This window comes from Halorussus sp. MSC15.2, from assembly GCF_010747475.1.
In the GTDB taxonomy this organism is placed as follows: domain Archaea; phylum Halobacteriota; class Halobacteria; order Halobacteriales; family Haladaptataceae; genus Halorussus.
Map to the genome: position 1 here is coordinate 39,842 of NZ_VSLZ01000002.1, position 15,800 is coordinate 55,641.

Sequence of the window (15,800 nt, forward strand, 5' to 3'; positions counted from 1 at the left end):
GACGACGGAGACCGCCAAAGAACTGGTGGCACAGCGGTTTAGTCGCTCTCGGTCGAACGCACTCCGAGGAGCTATGGAGGGGGAGACGGTCTCGGTCGTCGTCCCGACCTACTACCGCAACGACCGACTCCGGGCGGCGCTCGACAGCGTCGCCGACCAGACGTACCGCACGGTCGAGACCATCGTCGTGGACGGGTCCGGCGAGTCCCGCGCTCGCCCGGTGGTCGAGGCGTTCAACGCCGAGAACCCGGACTTCGACTGCACCTACGTCGCGCAGGACCGCGACGAAGGCCCGCAGGCCGCAAGAAGTCTGGGCGCGGAGCGAGCGACCGGCGGGTACGTCCAGTTTCTGGACGACGACGACCGCCTCCTGCCCGAGAAGTTCGAGGCGCAGGTGTCGCGACTCGACGCAGACGAGGACGTGGGCGTCGTTTACTGCGGACTCCGGGACGAGGAGTGGGGCGAGATTCGACCCGACGACCCGATTCGGGGCGACGCGCTCGAACGCGCGCTCCGAATCGACACCTTCCCGGCCATCCCCTCCACGATGCTCGTGGACGCCGACGTGCTGGCGGGGATGCTCCCGCTGGGCAACCGCCACGGGGCGGACGACTCCGGGATGAAAATCGAACTCGCGCGCCGGACCGACTTCGACTACGTGGACCGCGTGCTGGTCGAACGCGGTAAACCCGAGAACCCGCTGTCGTCGTCGTGGGCGCACGTCGAAGGCCGGAAACGCCTCGTGGAGAAGTACGCCGACCTCTACGACCGATTTCCGGCGGAGGTTCGCCGGACCGCGGTCCGCCAGACCTACTACCGGCAGGGCCGCAAGTATCTGGAGGAGAACTACTGGTCGCCCGCCGCCGTCGCTTCGCTCGCTCGCGCGGCCTACCACACGCCCGAGGACCGACCGGAGTACGTCGCGGACGCGCTCGCCTCGGTGTTCGGGAGACCCGGGGTTCGGATGGCCGACCGACTGAAATAGCGTCTCCGTGTGAGGAGGGTGTTCCGAGACGGGTTCGAGTATCGGCCCCGAGTCTACGTCGAGTCAGGCGACTCGACCGGCCGCTCGTCAGCGCCGTCGCCGACCTCGCCACCACTTCCTTCCCGGTCCGTCTCGCCGTCTTCGCCTGCGTCGCCGCTTCCGTCTTCGCCGCCGGTATCCCCTGCGCCGTCCTCTCCTGCGCCGCCGTCGTCCGCATCGCTGTCACCTGCGTGGTCGATTCCGTCGAGGACCGCGTCGGGGTCGTCGGGGTCCGCGGGAAGCGAAAGTCCCTCGCCGGACTCGCTCGGCAGGTCGGTCTCGTCGGCGAGCGACCGCTCGGCACTGGCGTCGGTCTCGAAGCGGTCGAGGGCCGCCGAGAGGCGTTCGGCCTGCGCGGTCAGGTCGTTGGCCGACCGCGAGACCGCAGTGAGCGCCGAGGTCTGCTCCTCGGCGGCCGCCGCGACGTTCGACGCCTCCTCGGTCGTCGCCTCGCTGATTCCGGCCACCTCGTCGAACATCGTGACCACTTCCTCGGTGGTGTCGGCCTGCTCCTCGGTCGCCTCGCTGATGCTCTGGATGCCGGTGTTAGTCTCTTGGGCGTAATCCGCAATCTCTTCGAGCGCCTCGACCGCGTGAGAAATCGAGTCGGTGTGTTCGGATATCTGGTCGCTCGCCGACTGGACCTCCTCGCCGGTGCGCTCGGTCTGGGTCTTGATTCGGTCGAGACGCTGTTCGATGTCCTCGGCCGCGATTTTGGCCTCCTCCGCGAGGTCCTTTATTTTGTTCGCCACCGCCGCGAACCCCTCGGGGTTACCCCCGCCGGTGCTGGACCGCGACACCTCGATGCTGGCGTTCAGCGCGAGCATGTTGGTCTGGGTGGCTATCTCGCGGATGAACTCGATGAGTTCGTCCACCTCCGTCACTTCGTCTTCGAGTCGCTCTATCTGGGCGACCGCCTCGTCTGACTCGGTCTCTATCCGGTCGAGACCCCGAATCGCGTCCCGCGCGGCCTCGCGGCCCTCGCGGCCGGTCTCGGCGGTCTCGGCCGCCAGTTCGGCGACCTGATTCGAGGAGGCGGCTATCTCCTCGGTCGTCGCGGACAGGCCGCTGAGTTCGTCCGCGACCGTCTGTAACTGCTCGTTCTGGCTGTCGGCGCCCGCCGAAATCTCCTGAATCGAGTCGGTGACCTGCTCGCTCGCCGAGTACACCTCCTCGGAGGAGGCGGTCACGACCTCGCTGGCCGTGGCGACCTCGTCGGCGAACGCGTTGAGGTCGGCCATCGTCGCCTCGATGTCGCCCATCATCTCGTTGAACGCCTCGGCGATGGCGGTCATCGCCTCGTTGTCGCTCTCGGGGTCCAACCGCCGGGTGAGGTCGCCGTCGGCGCACTCCGCCATCACGCCGTGGTACTCGTCGGCCTTGCGTTCGAGGTGGCGGTTGAGTCGCTCGGTGGTCTCTATCTGGTCGCGCAACTCGTCGCGCATACTGGCGAACGCCGCGTAGAGTCGGCCGAACTCGTCCTCGCGGTGGGTTTCGAGGCTCACGTCGAGTTCGCCCTGCTCCATACGCTGACTCCGTTCGCGGAGGTCCGCGAGCGGTCGGACCGTCCGACGCCCGAGGACGAGACCGACGCCCAGCAGCGAGAGCAGACTCGCGCCGACGAGCAGTCCGATGTTCCGGCCGACCGCCGTACTCAGCGCGTACGCCTCCTGCTTGCGAATCACCGTCGCCGCGACCCAGTCGGTGCCCTCGATGGGCGAGTAGGCCAGCACGTAGTCGCCGCGCTCCCGCACCTCGACCGGCGAGGTCCCGGAGCCGTCGGTGGTCTCGACGGCGGCGGACCCGTCGCCGGTCGCGGACCCGTCACTGCTCGTTTCGGCGAGGTCGCCGGTCCCGGCCAGCACACCCGACGAGGAGATGTTGGTCGCACCGCTCTTCAGCACGGTCTCGCCGTCCGTGTCCACTATCCACGTCGTCTGGTTCGTCGCCGGTTGGTGAAGTTGGCGAACCCTGTCGTCGATGCCACCGGCCACGACCAGATACGTGCCGTCGGCACCGGCGACCGGACTGGCGACCGCCATGAACTTGTGGTCGTCCGTGTACCACGGCGAATCCTCGTCGGTCCACGTCGTCGTCTTCGAGACGTAGGCGTGGGAGGTCCACACGTCGTCCCCGCTCTCGAACGACGACGCGACCGACGCGTTCGACCACGGCATCTCGACGCGGTCGAGCGACCAGCCTTCGACGTTCGGCTTCGTGCTGGCGGTGACGACGCCGCGCTCGGCGTCGACCAGATACATCGCCCGCACCCCGTTCGACGACCGATTCATGGCCGCCTCCAGTCGTTGCCGTTTCTCGGTCCGGTTGCCCGCCGCGAGCGACCGCTGGGCCGACAGCGTCCGGGTCTGCGTTCGGAGTCCCTCTATCCAGTCGCTCAGGGAGTCGGCCTGTAGCGTCACCGTGGACTCGACCTGCGCCGTCGCCTCGTCGCGAGCCATGTTCCTCGCGTCCACGTACGTCGTCGCGCCCGCCGCGCCGACGACGAGGATTATCAGCGTTATCGAGAGTGTGAACTTGGCCGCGTAGCGCCGCCGGACCGCCGCCGGCGTCACCGCGGCGACGAACCGACTCCACAGCGAGCGACTCCCCGACTCCGGCGGCTCCTGACCGGATGTCGCTTCGCTGTTACGTTCATCGTTCATGTATGTGTTCGTCTTTCCGATAGTCCCTGTATAAATCTAATTGCCGCTTAATTATCTAAAATTTCGAGAGAGTCGCCGACAGGTCGTCCGTCTATCCGTGTCTGATAGCGGTTTCCGTGTCTCCGGTCCGTGGTAGTTCCGTAGCGGTTCGTTCCCCACGCGGCGACGGACGGCTCTGTCACGGGGGTGTCAATCGCGGTTTCTCGCCGTTCTCCTGATAGTTCCTCGCCCGCGTCTTCGTTCGCGGTGGTAGCTGTCCTCCGAACCGAGTACGCGGCCGACGCGAGTTCACCCCTCCGAACGCCGAACGACGTACCCCTCCGAACGCCGGCGTGCTTCCTCTACCAGACGACGGAGTACGCACCCATCCAATGCCGGGGACCGGCTCGCCGGAACACGGTCTCTTTAGACGGTCGGCGTTCAACTCGGACGCATGGACGACCGCGACGAACTGCTGATGACGCCCGGGCCGACTGCCGTCCCGCCAGACGTGCGCGAGGCGATGAGTCGCCAGCTAATCAACCCCGACGTGGAGGCCGAGTTCTCGTCGTTCTATCGGGACCTGTTGGAGAAACTCGCGACCGTCTACGACACCGACGACGACGTCCTGGTGCTGAGCGGCGAGGGGATGCTCGGACTGGAGGCCAGCGTCGCCTCGCTGGTCGAACCCGGCGACGAGGTGCTGTGTCTCGCGAACGGCATCTTCGGCGAGGGGTTCGCGGACTTCGTGGAGATGCACGGCGGGGAGGCCGTGGTTCACGAGGCACCGTTCGACTCCGGGTTCGACGCCGATGCAGTGGCGGACCTCGTCGAGGACCGCGACTTCGCCGCCGCGACGATGGTCCACTGCGAGACGCCGACCGGGGTTCTGAACGACCTCGACGAGGTTCTGGCGACGTTGCAGGACGCGGGCGTCCTGACCATTGTCGACGCCGTCTCGTCGCTCGGCGGGACTCCGGTACCCACCGACCGCATCGACGTGTGTCTGGGGGCGTCCCAGAAGTGTTTCAGTTCCCCGCCGGGGCTGACGACGCTGTCGGTCAGCGACCGGGCGTGGGCGAAGGTCGAGGAGACCGAGCAGGGCACCTTCTACACCAGTCTCGCGCCGTGGCAGGACGTGGACCTGCCCGACGATAACCCGCCGCACCTGCCGTACACGCACGCGGTTTCGAATCTCTATGCGCTGGAGGCGTCGCTGGACCGACTGCTCGACGAGGGCGTGGAGAACGTCTACGACCGCCACGAGGAGGTCGCTCGGCAGTGCCGCGAGCGCGGCCGGGACCTCGGACTGGAACCGTTCGCCGAGTCGGAAGCGCTCTGCTCGCCGACCGTGACCGCGTTCCGAACCGAAGGGCAGGCCGAGAATCTCCAGCAGCGACTCGAAACCGACCACGGCATCGTCGTCGCGACCAGTCTCGGCGAGTTGGCGGACGACGTACTCCGGGTCGGTCACATGGGCTACAACGCCGACACACAGCGCGTCGAGCGCACGATGGACGCGCTCGCCGACGTCCTCGACTGAGCGCGAGTTCCTCGCTGGCCGACCGGACCTCGCGCGTTCAGACGAACAGCAGGACGGCCGCGTAGACCGCCGCCCCGCCGCCGAACGCCCAGAAGTTGCTCTGGCGCTCCTCGGGGAGTTCCTCCTTGACGACGTTGAGGATGATGCCACCCGCGAGGAGCGCGAACAGGGCCGACACCGCCGCTTCCGTGACCGTGGTCGCTATCCCGACGACGGTCCCCGCGAGGACGCCCCCGGCGAGCAGCCACCGACCCGTGTCGTCGTAGGCGTCGTGGTGGTGGTTGCGGAGTCCGTGGTCGTTCACGGCGAAGTGCAGGGCCATGGCGACGACGAAGAGCGCGAGACTCGCCGGTCCGCCCTCGGTCCGGTGGACGAGCAGATAACCGACGAGGACGTTGTACGCCGTGAACGACCCGACGTGAACCCAGAAGACGCCCGCGGAGGTCTCGGTCCGCTCACCGCCGACGGTCTCGGGACTCCGGGACTTCTGTGCGAGGCGTTCCAGTCCGTAGAACGCCGCGAACCCAGCCAGCGCGAGGAGGTAGACGTGGCGTTCGAGGAACGCGAACGCCGTCTCCTCGAACGCCCGCTGGTGTTCGCCCAACTCCGGGAGGACGTGGACGAACACGTAGGCCACCGAGACGCCGCCCGCCCCCGAGAGCCAGTAACTCCGCGGGACGGCCCGGAAGTGGAGGCGGCCGACGAACAGGTGGACGATTGCCAGTGCCGCGCTGAACGACCCGACCAGTATCGAGGAGAGTACCTCGGCCACGTGCCGTCTTCGGCGACGGCGTGGTAACGAGTTACGGCCCGATTCGCCACTGCTTCGACGGGTTTAAGTTCCAGATGACCCTTCTTCCGGAACGAGACAGGCCTAGCCTGTTTCACTGACCCGTAGGAGCGTCCTGCGTACTACGGAGGTGAACAATGGCAGATCAGGAGATAGAGCAAGCAGTCTCTCGCGCACTCGAGGACTCCCCCAAGCGGAACTTCCGCGAAACGGTAGACCTCGCGATTAACTTGCGCGACCTCGATTTGAACGAGCCGTCGAACCGTGTAGACGAAAGTGTCGTCCTTCCTGCCGGAACCGGACAGGAGACGAAAATCGTCGTGTTCGCGGAGGGCGAGACCGCCCTGCGCGCCGAAGACGTCGCCGACGAAGTCTTCGATGGAGACGACCTCGAAGACCTCGGTGACGACGACGACGAAGCGAAGGACCTCGCCGACGAGACCGACTTCTTCATCGCGGAAGCGTCGCTGATGCAAGACATCGGTCGGTACCTCGGTACCATCCTCGGTCCGCGAGGGAAGATGCCCGAACCGCTCCAGCCCGACGACGACGTCGTCGAGACCGTCAATCGGATGAAGAACGTGGTTCAGCTTCGGAGCGGCGACCGGCGAACCTTCCACACTCGCGTCGGCGCGGAGGACATGAGCGCGGAGGAGATTTCCGACAACATCGACGTCATTCTCCGACGCCTCGAAGCGAACTTGGAGAAGGGTCCACTCAACATCGACACGATTTACGTGAAGACGACGATGGGTCCCTCCGTGGAGGTAGCCTAAGATGTCAGCCGAAGCCGAACGCAAGACGGAGACGATTCCCCAGTGGAAGCAGGAGGAGGTTGACGACATCGTGGACCTGCTCGAGGGGTACAGCAGCGTCGGCATCGTCAAGGTTGCGGGCATTCCGTCCAAGCAGTTGCAGACGATGCGCCGCAACCTTCACGGGAGCGCCGAACTCCGCATCAGCCGGAACACGCTCGTCAACCGCGCCCTCGACGAAGTGAACGAGGGCATCGAGGAGCTGAAGCAGTACGTCTCCGGCGAAGTCGGACTCATCGGCACGAACGACAACCCCTTCGGACTGTACAAACAGCTCGAAGCGTCGAAGAGTCCGGCCCCCATCAGTGCGGGCGAAGTCGCGCCCAACGACATCCTCATCCCCGAGGGTGACACGGGCGTCGACCCGGGTCCGTTCGTGGGCGAACTCCAGAGCATCGGCGCGTCGGCGCGCATCATGGAAGGGTCCATCCACGTCACCGAGGACAGCGTCGTCGCCGAGGAAGGCGACGAGGTGTCCGAGAACTGGCCAACGTCCTCGCGGAACTCGGCATGGAGCCGAAGGAAGTGGGACTGGACCTTCAGGGCGTGTTCTCCGACGGCGTCCTCTTCGAGGCCGACGAACTGGCCATCGACGTCGAGGAGTACCGCGCGGACATCGAGTCCGCCGCGGCCCGCGCTCGGAACCTCTCGGTCAACGCGACCTACCCGACCGCCCAGACCGCGCCGACGCTCGTCCAGAAGGCCGAGGGCGAGGCCAAGAGCCTCGGTCTGCAGGCCGAAATCGAGAGTCCGGACGTCGTGCCGGACCTCGTGAGCAAGGCCGACGGACAGCTTCGCGCGCTCGCCGCGCAGATTGACGACGAGGAGGCCCTGCCCGAGGAACTCTCCGACGTGGAGGCTCCCGCCGCAGGTGCCGCCGACGAAGAATCGACTGACGAAGACACCGAATCCGAACCCGAGGACGAGGCCGACGCCGAAGAAGACGAAGCCGACGACGACGATGACGACGAAGGCGACGGTGACGCTCTCGGTGCGATGTTCGGATAACCAACTTCCCAACACTACTACCCATGGAATACGTTTACGCTGCACTCATCCTGAACGAATCGGGCGAAGAAATCAACGAAGACAACCTCACCAACGTGCTCGACGCCGCCGGCGTCGACGTCGAGGAATCCCGCGTCAAGGCGCTCGTCGCCGCGCTGGAGGATGTCGACATCGACGACGCCGTCGAGCAGGCCGCGGCCGTGCCCGCCGGCGGTGCCGCCGCAGGCGCGCTGCCGCAGAGGGCGGTGCCGAGGAAGCCGAGGAAGAGGAAGCCGCCGACGAAGAAGAGGAAGCCGCCGACGAAGACGAGGGCGACGACGAGGACGACGAGGCCAGCGGCGAGGGTCTCGGCGAACTCTTCGGTTAAGCCGTCTCGACTTCTCGGAACTCGATTCCACGGAACTCGATTTTCTTTCGCGCTCAGTTCGGGTAGCGGTAGCGATAGAAACGGTCACGATGTCCCCGACGGTAGGCCACTCGCGAGCGATGCGTACGGCCGAACCGTAATCATCTCTGAATCGCGTCGCCGAGGCGAAACGCGCCGTAGAACAGGAGACAGCCGACCGCCGTCAGTGCGAGGACATCGACGACTAACGGGAGTTCTGGGACGTATTCGCTTACCGTCTCCGCACCCCTCAGGACGAGGACGATGACCGCGATAGCGCCGACGAAGGCGAACGGGATGGCGACGACGCGACTGATGGACCCGCTCGCCTGTATGTCTTCTCCGGGGGCACCGCTATCTCCGGGCATACTTGGGTGTACCCTGTCACTGTCACGTAAGCTTTCGGTTCGCAGGAACGTCGGTAGCGGCTCCGAACGACCGATACTGCCGTCCCTACCGGCTGTGAACGGACGGGCCTCTCGCGCACGAACGTTTAAACCCGAAGCCGCGACGAAAGTGCCTCGATGGAGGCGCTCGGCGTTCGAATCGCGTTCGGTCCGGTCGCGTCGGCCACGGCGCTGGCGTTCGTGTTCGGCGGGGTCGCGCTCGGGACGCTCAGCGGACTCACGCCCGGCCTGCACGTCAACAACCTCGCGCTGTTGCTTGCGTCCGTCGCACCCGCAGTTCCCGGTCCGCCGAGGTTCGTCGGCGCGGCGATGCTCGCTGCGGGCGTCGTCCACTCGTTCCTCGACGCGGTGCCCGCCCTCGCGCTCGGGGTCCCCGACGCCGCGATGGCCGCGACCGCGTTACCGGGCCACCGCCTCGTGATTGCGGGACGGGGCCGGGAGGCGGTGCGACTCTCGGCGCTCGGGAGCGGGTTGGCCGTCGCGTTCGCGGTCCCGCTCGCGGTTCCCGTCACGCACGGAATGACGGTCGCCTACCCGGTCGTGCGCGCCCACCTCCCGGTCGTTCTCGGCGTCGTCGTCGCCGTCCTCCTGCTTACGGAAGGGTCGGTTCGGGCGTTCGTCGGCGGCGCGGCGGCCTTCCTCGGGAGCGCGACGCTCGGCCACGCGACGCTCGATTTGACCCCCGCCGCGCCGCTCGACGCCGGCGGAATGCTCACGCCGCTGTTCGCGGGTCTGTTCGGCGCACCGGTCCTGCTGGAGGCCGCCTCCGGGTCGGGCGTCCCCGAACAGGACGACGCCGCCGTCGCGGCCTCGCGGCGCACCGTCGCGGTGACCGCGCTGACCGGGAGCGTCGCCGGTGCGGTCGTGGGCTACCTGCCGGGCGTCTCCGCCGCCGTCGCCGCGGTATTGGCGCTCGCGGTCCTCCCCGGTTCCACCGAGGCCCGGGGGTTCGTGGTGGCGACCAGCGGCGTCAACACCGCCAACACCGTCTTCGCGCTCTTCGCCTTGGCGGCGCTCGGCACGCCGAGAACGGGGGTCATGGTCGCGCTCCGAGAAGCGAACGCCCCCGTGAACCTCCCGCTCCTGCTCGCCACCGCCGGAATCGCTGGCGTCGCGGGGTTCCTGCTCGTCCTCGCCCTCGGCGACCGCTACCTCCGGACGGTGGGTGCGCTCGACCAACTCCGACTCTCGGCGGGGGTCCTCGTCCTGCTGGCGGCACTCAGTTGGTCGTTCGCCGGTCTCATCGGCGTCGTCGTCCTCGGAGTGGCGACGCTGGTGGGACTCGTCCCGGCGAGGTACGGCGCGCGCCGGGTCCACCTGATGGGGGTGTTACTCGGTCCGCTGATAGTCGGAACCTGAGCGGTATCGGTGGGTTCAGCGGACGCCGGTCTCCAGAACCCGTTTGGTCCGGCGATGGCGGTCGCGGAACATCGGTTCGAATCCGAACCAACCGAGCGGACCGAGGAGGTCCCCGACCACCGGGAGTTCGTACTCCACTCGGTCCCGGACGATGGTCTCGTCGTCGCTGACAGCGTAGAAGGAGTGGGTGTGTCGCCACGTCGGAAACGGGCCGCCTTCCATCACGTCCTCGAAGACGGCGGTGCCGTCGCCCTCCTCCCGGCGGGTGATGCGCGACGTCCATCGCTGGCGGGGTCCGACGTCGAACGGCCGGAGGGACATCCGGACCTCCGTCCCCGTGTCCAGCACAGCAGTGGCGTCACGCTCGTCTCCGTCCCGTCCGCGCACCTCTTCGACTCGGAGGTGCATCCAGTCGGGCGTGAGCGCTTCCAGTCCGCCGACTCGGGAGTGAAACTCCCAGACCTCGTCGAGGGGCGCGCCGACTCGGACCTCGCGCTGATACGTAGGCATACCCGACAGTTGCGTCACCGCGACCAAAACTCTCCCGCTGGCAAATACTGACTGTCACATCGAAGCTTTATATGCCTAGTCCCGTTCTCCACTGCACATGGTATCGGAGCGCGCGACTCGGACGACCCCGTTCGCCGCGATGGACGTACTCGAACGGGCCAATCGCATGGACGACGTGGTACATCTCGAAGTAGGCGAACCCGACTTCGACACACCCGCAGCAGTCACCGATGCAGCAGTCGCGGCGCTCCGTGCAGGCGAGACGAGTTACACCTCCTCGAAGGGCAAACCGGAACTCCGACGCGCCATCGCGGACTACTACGACCGGCAGTACGGCGTGGACGTCTCGCCCGAGCGAATCGTCGTCACCTCCGGGTCCTCGCCCGCGCTCTTGCTGGCGTTCTCGACGCTGGTGGACCCCGGCGACGAAGTGGTCCTGACCGACCCCTACTACGCCTGCTATCCGAACTTCGTCCGCCAGACCGGCGGCCGCATCTCGACGGTGCCGCTGTCGGCCGAGGAGGGGTTCCGCCCGCGCGTGAGCGAGTTCGCCCGCGTGATGGACTCTGATACGGAAGCGCTGCTGCTCAACTCGCCCGCGAACCCGACCGGCGCGGTCCTCGACGGCGGAACGCTGGAGGAACTGGTGGCGCTGGCAGACGAGGCGGACGCGACCGTCATCTCCGACGAGGTGTACCACGGCCTGACCTACGAGGGCGAGGACCACACCGTGTTGGAGTACACCGACGACGCGTTCGTCCTCGACGGCTTCTCCAAGCGGTTCGCCATGACCGGGTGGCGACTCGGATGGATGGTCGCGCCGCCGGAGTACGTCGGCCACGTCAACCGAATCGCCCAGAACACGCTCATCTGCGCGCCCAACTTCGTCCAGTCGGGCGGCATTGCAGCGCTCGAATCGGGCGCGGACTTCCTCGACGAGGTTCGGGAAACCTACCGCGAGCGCCGAGACTACCTCGTGAGCGAAGTCGAGGACTGGGGCCTGAGCATGGGGTACACGCCGGGCGGCGCGTACTACCTGCTCGTGGACGTGAGCGACCTGCCGGGCGACGCCTTCGACGCCGCGGACTTCTTCCTCGAAGACGCGGGCGTGGCGATGACGCCCGGGCCGGACTTCGGGACGAACGCCGAGGAGTGTCTCCGGGTGTCGTACGCCAACAGCGCCGAACGACTGGCCGAGGCGTCCGAGCGCATCCAGCGCGCACTGGACTCCGTCGAGATTTCGGTCGCGGACTGACGGGTCCTCCCGGCGTTCGGCGAGGAGACGTATTTCGAGTTACGGGCAGACGGTATCCGTCGTACGGAACGAGAATTTTCTATCGATGGTCGGCAATCGTTGGTCCGAGAACCGGTGATATCGAGAGACGTCACGCTCGGCGTCCCGACGAACCGTTCGGCTTCGAAGCGGAACGCCCCACTTGAACGCGAAGTACACCCCCGAGTGAATCGGTTACTCTGCGGCCCTACTTCAGTCGTTCTTGGAGGAACGACGGGTGCGCGGCCGTCACGCCCTCGATGTCGAGAATCTTCTCACTGATGACGTCCCCGACCGCGTCCCCGTCCGCGGCGCGGACCTCGGCCATGAGCATGTGGTCACCCGACGAGGAGTAGAGGGTCTCGACCTCGTCCAGATTCTTCAACTCGCGGGTCGCTTCGACGTACTCCTCGCTGGCGACGTCGATTCCGACCATCGCGATGGACTTGCTGGAGAGCTTCTTCGGGTCGATTTCGGCGGAGTACCCCACGATGACCCCCTCCTCCTCGAGTTTCTCGATGTACTTTCGGACCGTGGGCTTCGAGACGTTCGCCCGGTCGGCTATCTCGGCGTAGGACGCTTGGGCGTCCTCTTCGAGGACCGACAGAATTCGGTCCTCCGTAGACTGCGTACTCATTACCAGTCTATTTCGGATACGGGAAAAAATACCTTCCGAATGGGAAAACGGTTTGCGTTCCGACCGAACGCCCGTTCGACTCGGTTGGTTTGGGCCTAATTCGCCAGTGAACACCGGAATGTCTCGTTACGGCGAGCGAACGACCGCAATCCATCGAACGGTGCGGGACGGTGCGGTCCTTTTTCGGAGTCCGGGACCGAAGCGGTCGCATGGCACGACGCTCGCGCCGACGATTCCTTCAGGTCTCGCTCGCTGGACTCGCCGCCGGTCTCGCCGGATGCGGAATGCCCGGCGGCGGCGAGGAAGGAGGTGGCGGCGAAGAAGGCGGAGAGGAGGAAGGTGGCGGCGAAGAAGGCGGAGAAGAGGAAGGGAGCAGAGACGCACCCGTCGGCCCTGCAGAGTGAGGCAGTCGCTGTCGGCGTTTCGGTATTCGCAGAAAAATCGGTGAAACGGCGGTTCGGACGATTCGACGTTACTTGTGGCGGTCGAGCAGGTCGTAGCTACGCTCCCACTCGTAGTCCTCGTCGAAGTACCGCTCGGCCAGCGGTTCCTCGGGCATGTCGCCCGTGGCCTGCTTCTCCTGCTGGTAAGAGGGCCGGTCCTCGTCGTGGTAGAACCGACCGGTCAGGACCTCGCCCTCGTAGAGCGCGTCCTCGGCCTTCTGCATCATCTCCGAGGCCTCGCCGCGGTCGGTGATGTCGAAGTCGTAGTCGTCGCTGTCCTGCACGTCGATGTACGGGACGTACTGCTTGGCGTCCTTGTTCCACGTCGGGCACTGCGTGAGGAAGTCCACGTGGGCGAACCCGTCGTGTTCCATCGCCTCCGTGAGAATCTCCTTGGCCTGATTCGGGTTGACCGCCGCGGTCCGGGCGACGTAGGACGCACCCGAGGTCAGCGCGAGCGACAGCGGTCGAATCGGCTGTTTGGCGCTGCCGTGAGGCTGGGTCTTCGACTTGTGACCCTTCGGACTGGTCGGGGAGGTCTGGCCCTTCGTCAGCCCGAAGATTTCGTTGTCGAAGACGATGTAGGTCATGTCGTGGTTCTCGCGGGCGGTGTGCATGAAGTGGTTCCCGCCGATGCCGTAGCCGTCACCGTCGCCACCTGCGGCGACGACTTCGAGGTCGGGGTTGGCCATCTTGGCCGCGCGAGCGACCGGCAGGGCGCGGCCGTGGATGGAGTGGAAGCCGTAGCTCCGGAAGTAGCTCGACAGCTTCCCCGAACAGCCGATGCCCGTCACGAGGAGCGTCTCCTCGGGGTTACGACCGACTTCCGGCATGGCCTGTTTCAGCGCCTTCAGCACGCCGAAGTCGCCACAGCCCGGACACCACGTCGCCTGCGGTTCGATTTCCGGGGTGAACTCGTCTCGGTCTATCTCGCGGTCCTCGCCGATTGCGTTGAATACACTCATGGTTAATCACCCGTTGCGGATTCGATGCGAACGTTGTACTGGCTCAGGTCGGTCCCCTCGCCGATGCGGCTCTCGAAGCCGGAGACGACCTCTTCCGGTTCGAAGGGGTTGCCGTCGTACTTGAGCAGGCTGTACAGCTTCTCGCCGAACCGACCGAGTTGGCCCTGAATGTGTCGGCGGAACTGGGCCGTCGCGTTCATCTCGACGACCAGCGCCTCGTCCACGCTCTCGAGGAACTCGGTCACTTCGTCCTTGGCGAACGGCATGATGTCGCTGACGTTCATCGCCTTGACCGAGTGACCGGCCTCGTTCAGTCGGTCCACCGCCTCCTCGGCGACGCCCTTCGTGGAACCGAAGCTGAGGATACCGTAGTCGGCGTCCTCCGGACCGTAGACCGGTTGGTGGTCCGCGTTCTCCGCGAGTTCCTCGCGGATGGAGTCGAGCTTGGACATCCGTCGGTTCATCTGGAGGACGCGGTTGGTCGGGTCCTCGCTGATGTGGCCGACTTCGTTGTGTTCGTTACCCGAGGCGAGGTAGTTCCCGCCCTTCTGGCCGGGGAGCGAGCGCGGACTGACGCCGCCGCGCTCGCCGTCGTCGTCGTACATGTACCGCTTGAACCGACCGGCTTCCTGCACGGCCGCTTCGAGGTCTTCCTCGGTGACGACGCTGCCGATGTCGGGGTTCGGCTCTTCGTCGAAGACTCTCTCGGGGACGGTCTGGTGGCCGCCCGAGAGTTTCTGGTCGTAGAGGACGATAGCCGGAATCTGGTACTCGTAGGCGATTTCGAACGCCTTGCGGGTCTGTTCGTAACACTCGGCCGCGTCGCCGGGTGCGAACACGACGCGGTTGGAGTCGCCCTGACTCGTGTACAGGACGTGTTCGAGGTCGCCCTGTTCGGGCTTGGTCGGCATCCCGGTCGAACCGCCCGCGCGCATCGACTCCACGAGCACGATGGGCGTCTCGGTCATCTCCGCGAGACCGAGCGGTTCGGACATCAGCGCGAACCCGCCGCCCGACGACCCGGACATCGCCTTCACGCCGGAGTGGCTCGCACCGATGGCCAGCGACGCCGCGGCGATTTCGTCCTCGACCTGCTCGGAGATACCGCCCATGTCCGGCAGGTGCTGGGTCATGATGGTGAACACGTCGGTCCACGGCGTCATGGGGTAACCCGAGATGAACCGACAGCCCTCGTCGAGGGCACCGTACGCGATACCGTGGGACCCCGAGACGAGGACCTGCTCCTCGTCCTGCGTCCCGGTCGGAGCGCGCAGGTCGTGGCTGTGGTCGTAGTCGTCCTGGACGGACTCGTAGGCCTCTTCGAGAATCTGGAGGTTCGCTTCGAGCACGTCGCCGCTCATCGCGTCCTCCATCAGGTCCTCGATGTACTGGAGGTCCATGTCGAGCAGCGCCGCGGTGGCACCGACGCCCGCGGTGTTACGCATGACCTCTCGACCGTGTTCCTTGGCGAGTCCTCGGAGGTCGAGGTCGTAGACGTGCCAGTCGTTCTCCTCGACGCGCTCGTCGAAGTTCTCGATTTCGTCGGTGTCGAGCAGGCCCGTGTCGTACACGATGATGCCGCCCTCGCGGAGTTCGTCGAGGTTCTCGCTCAGCGGCTTTATCTCCTCGTTGCCGTAGTAGGCCTCCTCCTGCGGGTTCCGGGCGAAACTGTCGCCCAGCGCGAGCAGGAAATTGTAGCCGTCTCCCCGCGACTTTACCTCCTCGTCGCTCGCCCGAATCTCTACGTACGTGTGGCCGCCGCGGATGCGCGACGGGTAGTGTCGGTGCGTGAAGACGTTCAGGCCCGAGCGCATCAGCGCTTTGGCGAAGTTCTGGCTCGTCGAGTCGATTCCGTCTCCGGAACCGCCCGCGATTCGCCAGATGAGTTCGTCGTTAGTCATATTGGTCTCTCACGGCCGTTAGGCCCAGTGATTGAAGATAAATCGGGGAATCAGTAAAGCCTTTGCTATAGATTAGCAAGGATTGTTCATGAGGGTTA

At 66.0% G+C, this 15,800-nt stretch carries 13 protein-coding genes and 2 pseudogenes; 8 read left to right on the top strand and 7 right to left on the bottom strand.

Annotated features, from left to right (window positions below):
* Positions 1-73 precede the first annotated feature (73 nt).
* Positions 74-985, top strand: a complete 912-nt coding sequence (locus FXF75_RS07340) for a glycosyltransferase family 2 protein (protein WP_163521231.1) — start codon at positions 74-76, stop codon at positions 983-985.
* A 53-nt stretch (positions 986-1,038) separates the two neighbouring features.
* Here FXF75_RS07340 and FXF75_RS07345 read toward each other — a convergent pair whose 3' ends face one another.
* Positions 1,039-3,687 carry a methyl-accepting chemotaxis protein gene (locus tag FXF75_RS07345; protein ID WP_163521233.1) on the bottom strand — a complete coding sequence of 883 codons (2,649 nt, stop codon included), beginning with the start codon at positions 3,685-3,687 and terminating at the stop codon, positions 1,039-1,041.
* 433 nt (positions 3,688-4,120) lie between these two features.
* Here FXF75_RS07345 and FXF75_RS07350 point away from each other — a divergent pair, with 433 nt between their 5' ends.
* Positions 4,121-5,209 (top strand): alanine--glyoxylate aminotransferase family protein, encoded by a 1,089-nt coding sequence (locus FXF75_RS07350; protein WP_163521235.1) that lies wholly within the window; start codon positions 4,121-4,123, stop codon positions 5,207-5,209.
* Positions 5,210-5,246: 37 nt separating this feature from the next.
* Here the strand turns inward: FXF75_RS07350 and FXF75_RS07355 are convergent, their stop codons facing one another.
* Positions 5,247-5,981, bottom strand: a complete 735-nt coding sequence (locus FXF75_RS07355; RefSeq protein WP_309221775.1) for a hypothetical protein — start codon at positions 5,979-5,981, stop codon at positions 5,247-5,249.
* Positions 5,982-6,136: 155 nt separating this feature from the next.
* On the opposite strand from FXF75_RS07355, the gene FXF75_RS07360 reads away from it, so the two are divergent.
* From FXF75_RS07360 to rpl12p, 3 genes and pseudogenes are all read left to right on the top strand, one after another.
* Positions 6,137-6,775, top strand: a complete 639-nt coding sequence (locus FXF75_RS07360; RefSeq protein ID WP_163521236.1) for a 50S ribosomal protein L1 — start codon at positions 6,137-6,139, stop codon at positions 6,773-6,775.
* Position 6,776: 1 nt separating this feature from the next.
* Positions 6,777-7,822: pseudogene (locus FXF75_RS07365) on the top strand (50S ribosomal protein L10).
* A gap of 23 nt (positions 7,823-7,845) precedes the next feature.
* Positions 7,846-8,189 (top strand): annotated as a pseudogene (gene rpl12p / locus FXF75_RS07370) (50S ribosomal protein P1).
* Positions 8,190-8,329: 140 nt separating this feature from the next.
* Here the strand turns inward: rpl12p and FXF75_RS07375 are convergent.
* Positions 8,330-8,575, bottom strand: a complete 246-nt coding sequence (locus FXF75_RS07375; protein WP_163521239.1) for a hypothetical protein — start codon at positions 8,573-8,575, stop codon at positions 8,330-8,332.
* A gap of 156 nt (positions 8,576-8,731) precedes the next feature.
* Here FXF75_RS07375 and FXF75_RS07380 point away from each other — a divergent pair, with 156 nt between their 5' ends.
* Entirely contained in the window at positions 8,732-9,973 is a 1,242-nt protein-coding gene (locus FXF75_RS07380; RefSeq protein ID WP_163521241.1) for a tripartite tricarboxylate transporter permease, read from the top strand.
* 15 nt (positions 9,974-9,988) lie between these two features.
* Here FXF75_RS07380 and FXF75_RS07385 read toward each other — a convergent pair whose 3' ends face one another.
* Positions 9,989-10,483 carry an SRPBCC family protein gene (locus FXF75_RS07385; RefSeq protein ID WP_163521243.1) on the bottom strand — a complete coding sequence of 165 codons (495 nt, stop codon included), beginning with the start codon at positions 10,481-10,483 and terminating at the stop codon, positions 9,989-9,991.
* A gap of 97 nt (positions 10,484-10,580) precedes the next feature.
* On the opposite strand from FXF75_RS07385, the gene FXF75_RS07390 reads away from it, so the two are divergent.
* Positions 10,581-11,738 carry a pyridoxal phosphate-dependent aminotransferase gene (locus tag FXF75_RS07390; RefSeq protein WP_163521245.1) on the top strand — a complete coding sequence of 386 codons (1,158 nt, stop codon included), beginning with the start codon at positions 10,581-10,583 and terminating at the stop codon, positions 11,736-11,738.
* A gap of 226 nt (positions 11,739-11,964) precedes the next feature.
* Here the strand turns inward: FXF75_RS07390 and lrpA1 are convergent, their stop codons facing one another.
* The gene (gene lrpA1, locus FXF75_RS07395; protein ID WP_163521247.1) at positions 11,965-12,393 is read right to left on the bottom strand and encodes an HTH-type transcriptional regulator LrpA1; all 429 of its coding nucleotides are present in this window, start codon (positions 12,391-12,393) and stop codon (positions 11,965-11,967) included.
* Between the two features lie 209 nt (positions 12,394-12,602).
* On the opposite strand from lrpA1, the gene FXF75_RS07400 reads away from it, so the two are divergent.
* On the top strand, positions 12,603-12,797 hold the full coding sequence (locus FXF75_RS07400; RefSeq protein ID WP_163521249.1) for a hypothetical protein: 195 nt from the start codon (positions 12,603-12,605) through the stop codon (positions 12,795-12,797).
* A 68-nt stretch (positions 12,798-12,865) separates the two neighbouring features.
* Here FXF75_RS07400 and FXF75_RS07405 read toward each other — a convergent pair whose 3' ends face one another.
* Both FXF75_RS07405 and FXF75_RS07410 read right to left on the bottom strand, forming a co-directional pair.
* Positions 12,866-13,801 carry a thiamine pyrophosphate-dependent enzyme gene (locus FXF75_RS07405; protein WP_163521250.1) on the bottom strand — a complete coding sequence of 312 codons (936 nt, stop codon included), beginning with the start codon at positions 13,799-13,801 and terminating at the stop codon, positions 12,866-12,868.
* 2 nt (positions 13,802-13,803) lie between these two features.
* Entirely contained in the window at positions 13,804-15,702 is a 1,899-nt protein-coding gene (locus FXF75_RS07410; RefSeq protein ID WP_163521252.1) for a 2-oxoacid:acceptor oxidoreductase subunit alpha, read from the bottom strand.
* Positions 15,703-15,800: the final 98 nt, after the last annotated feature.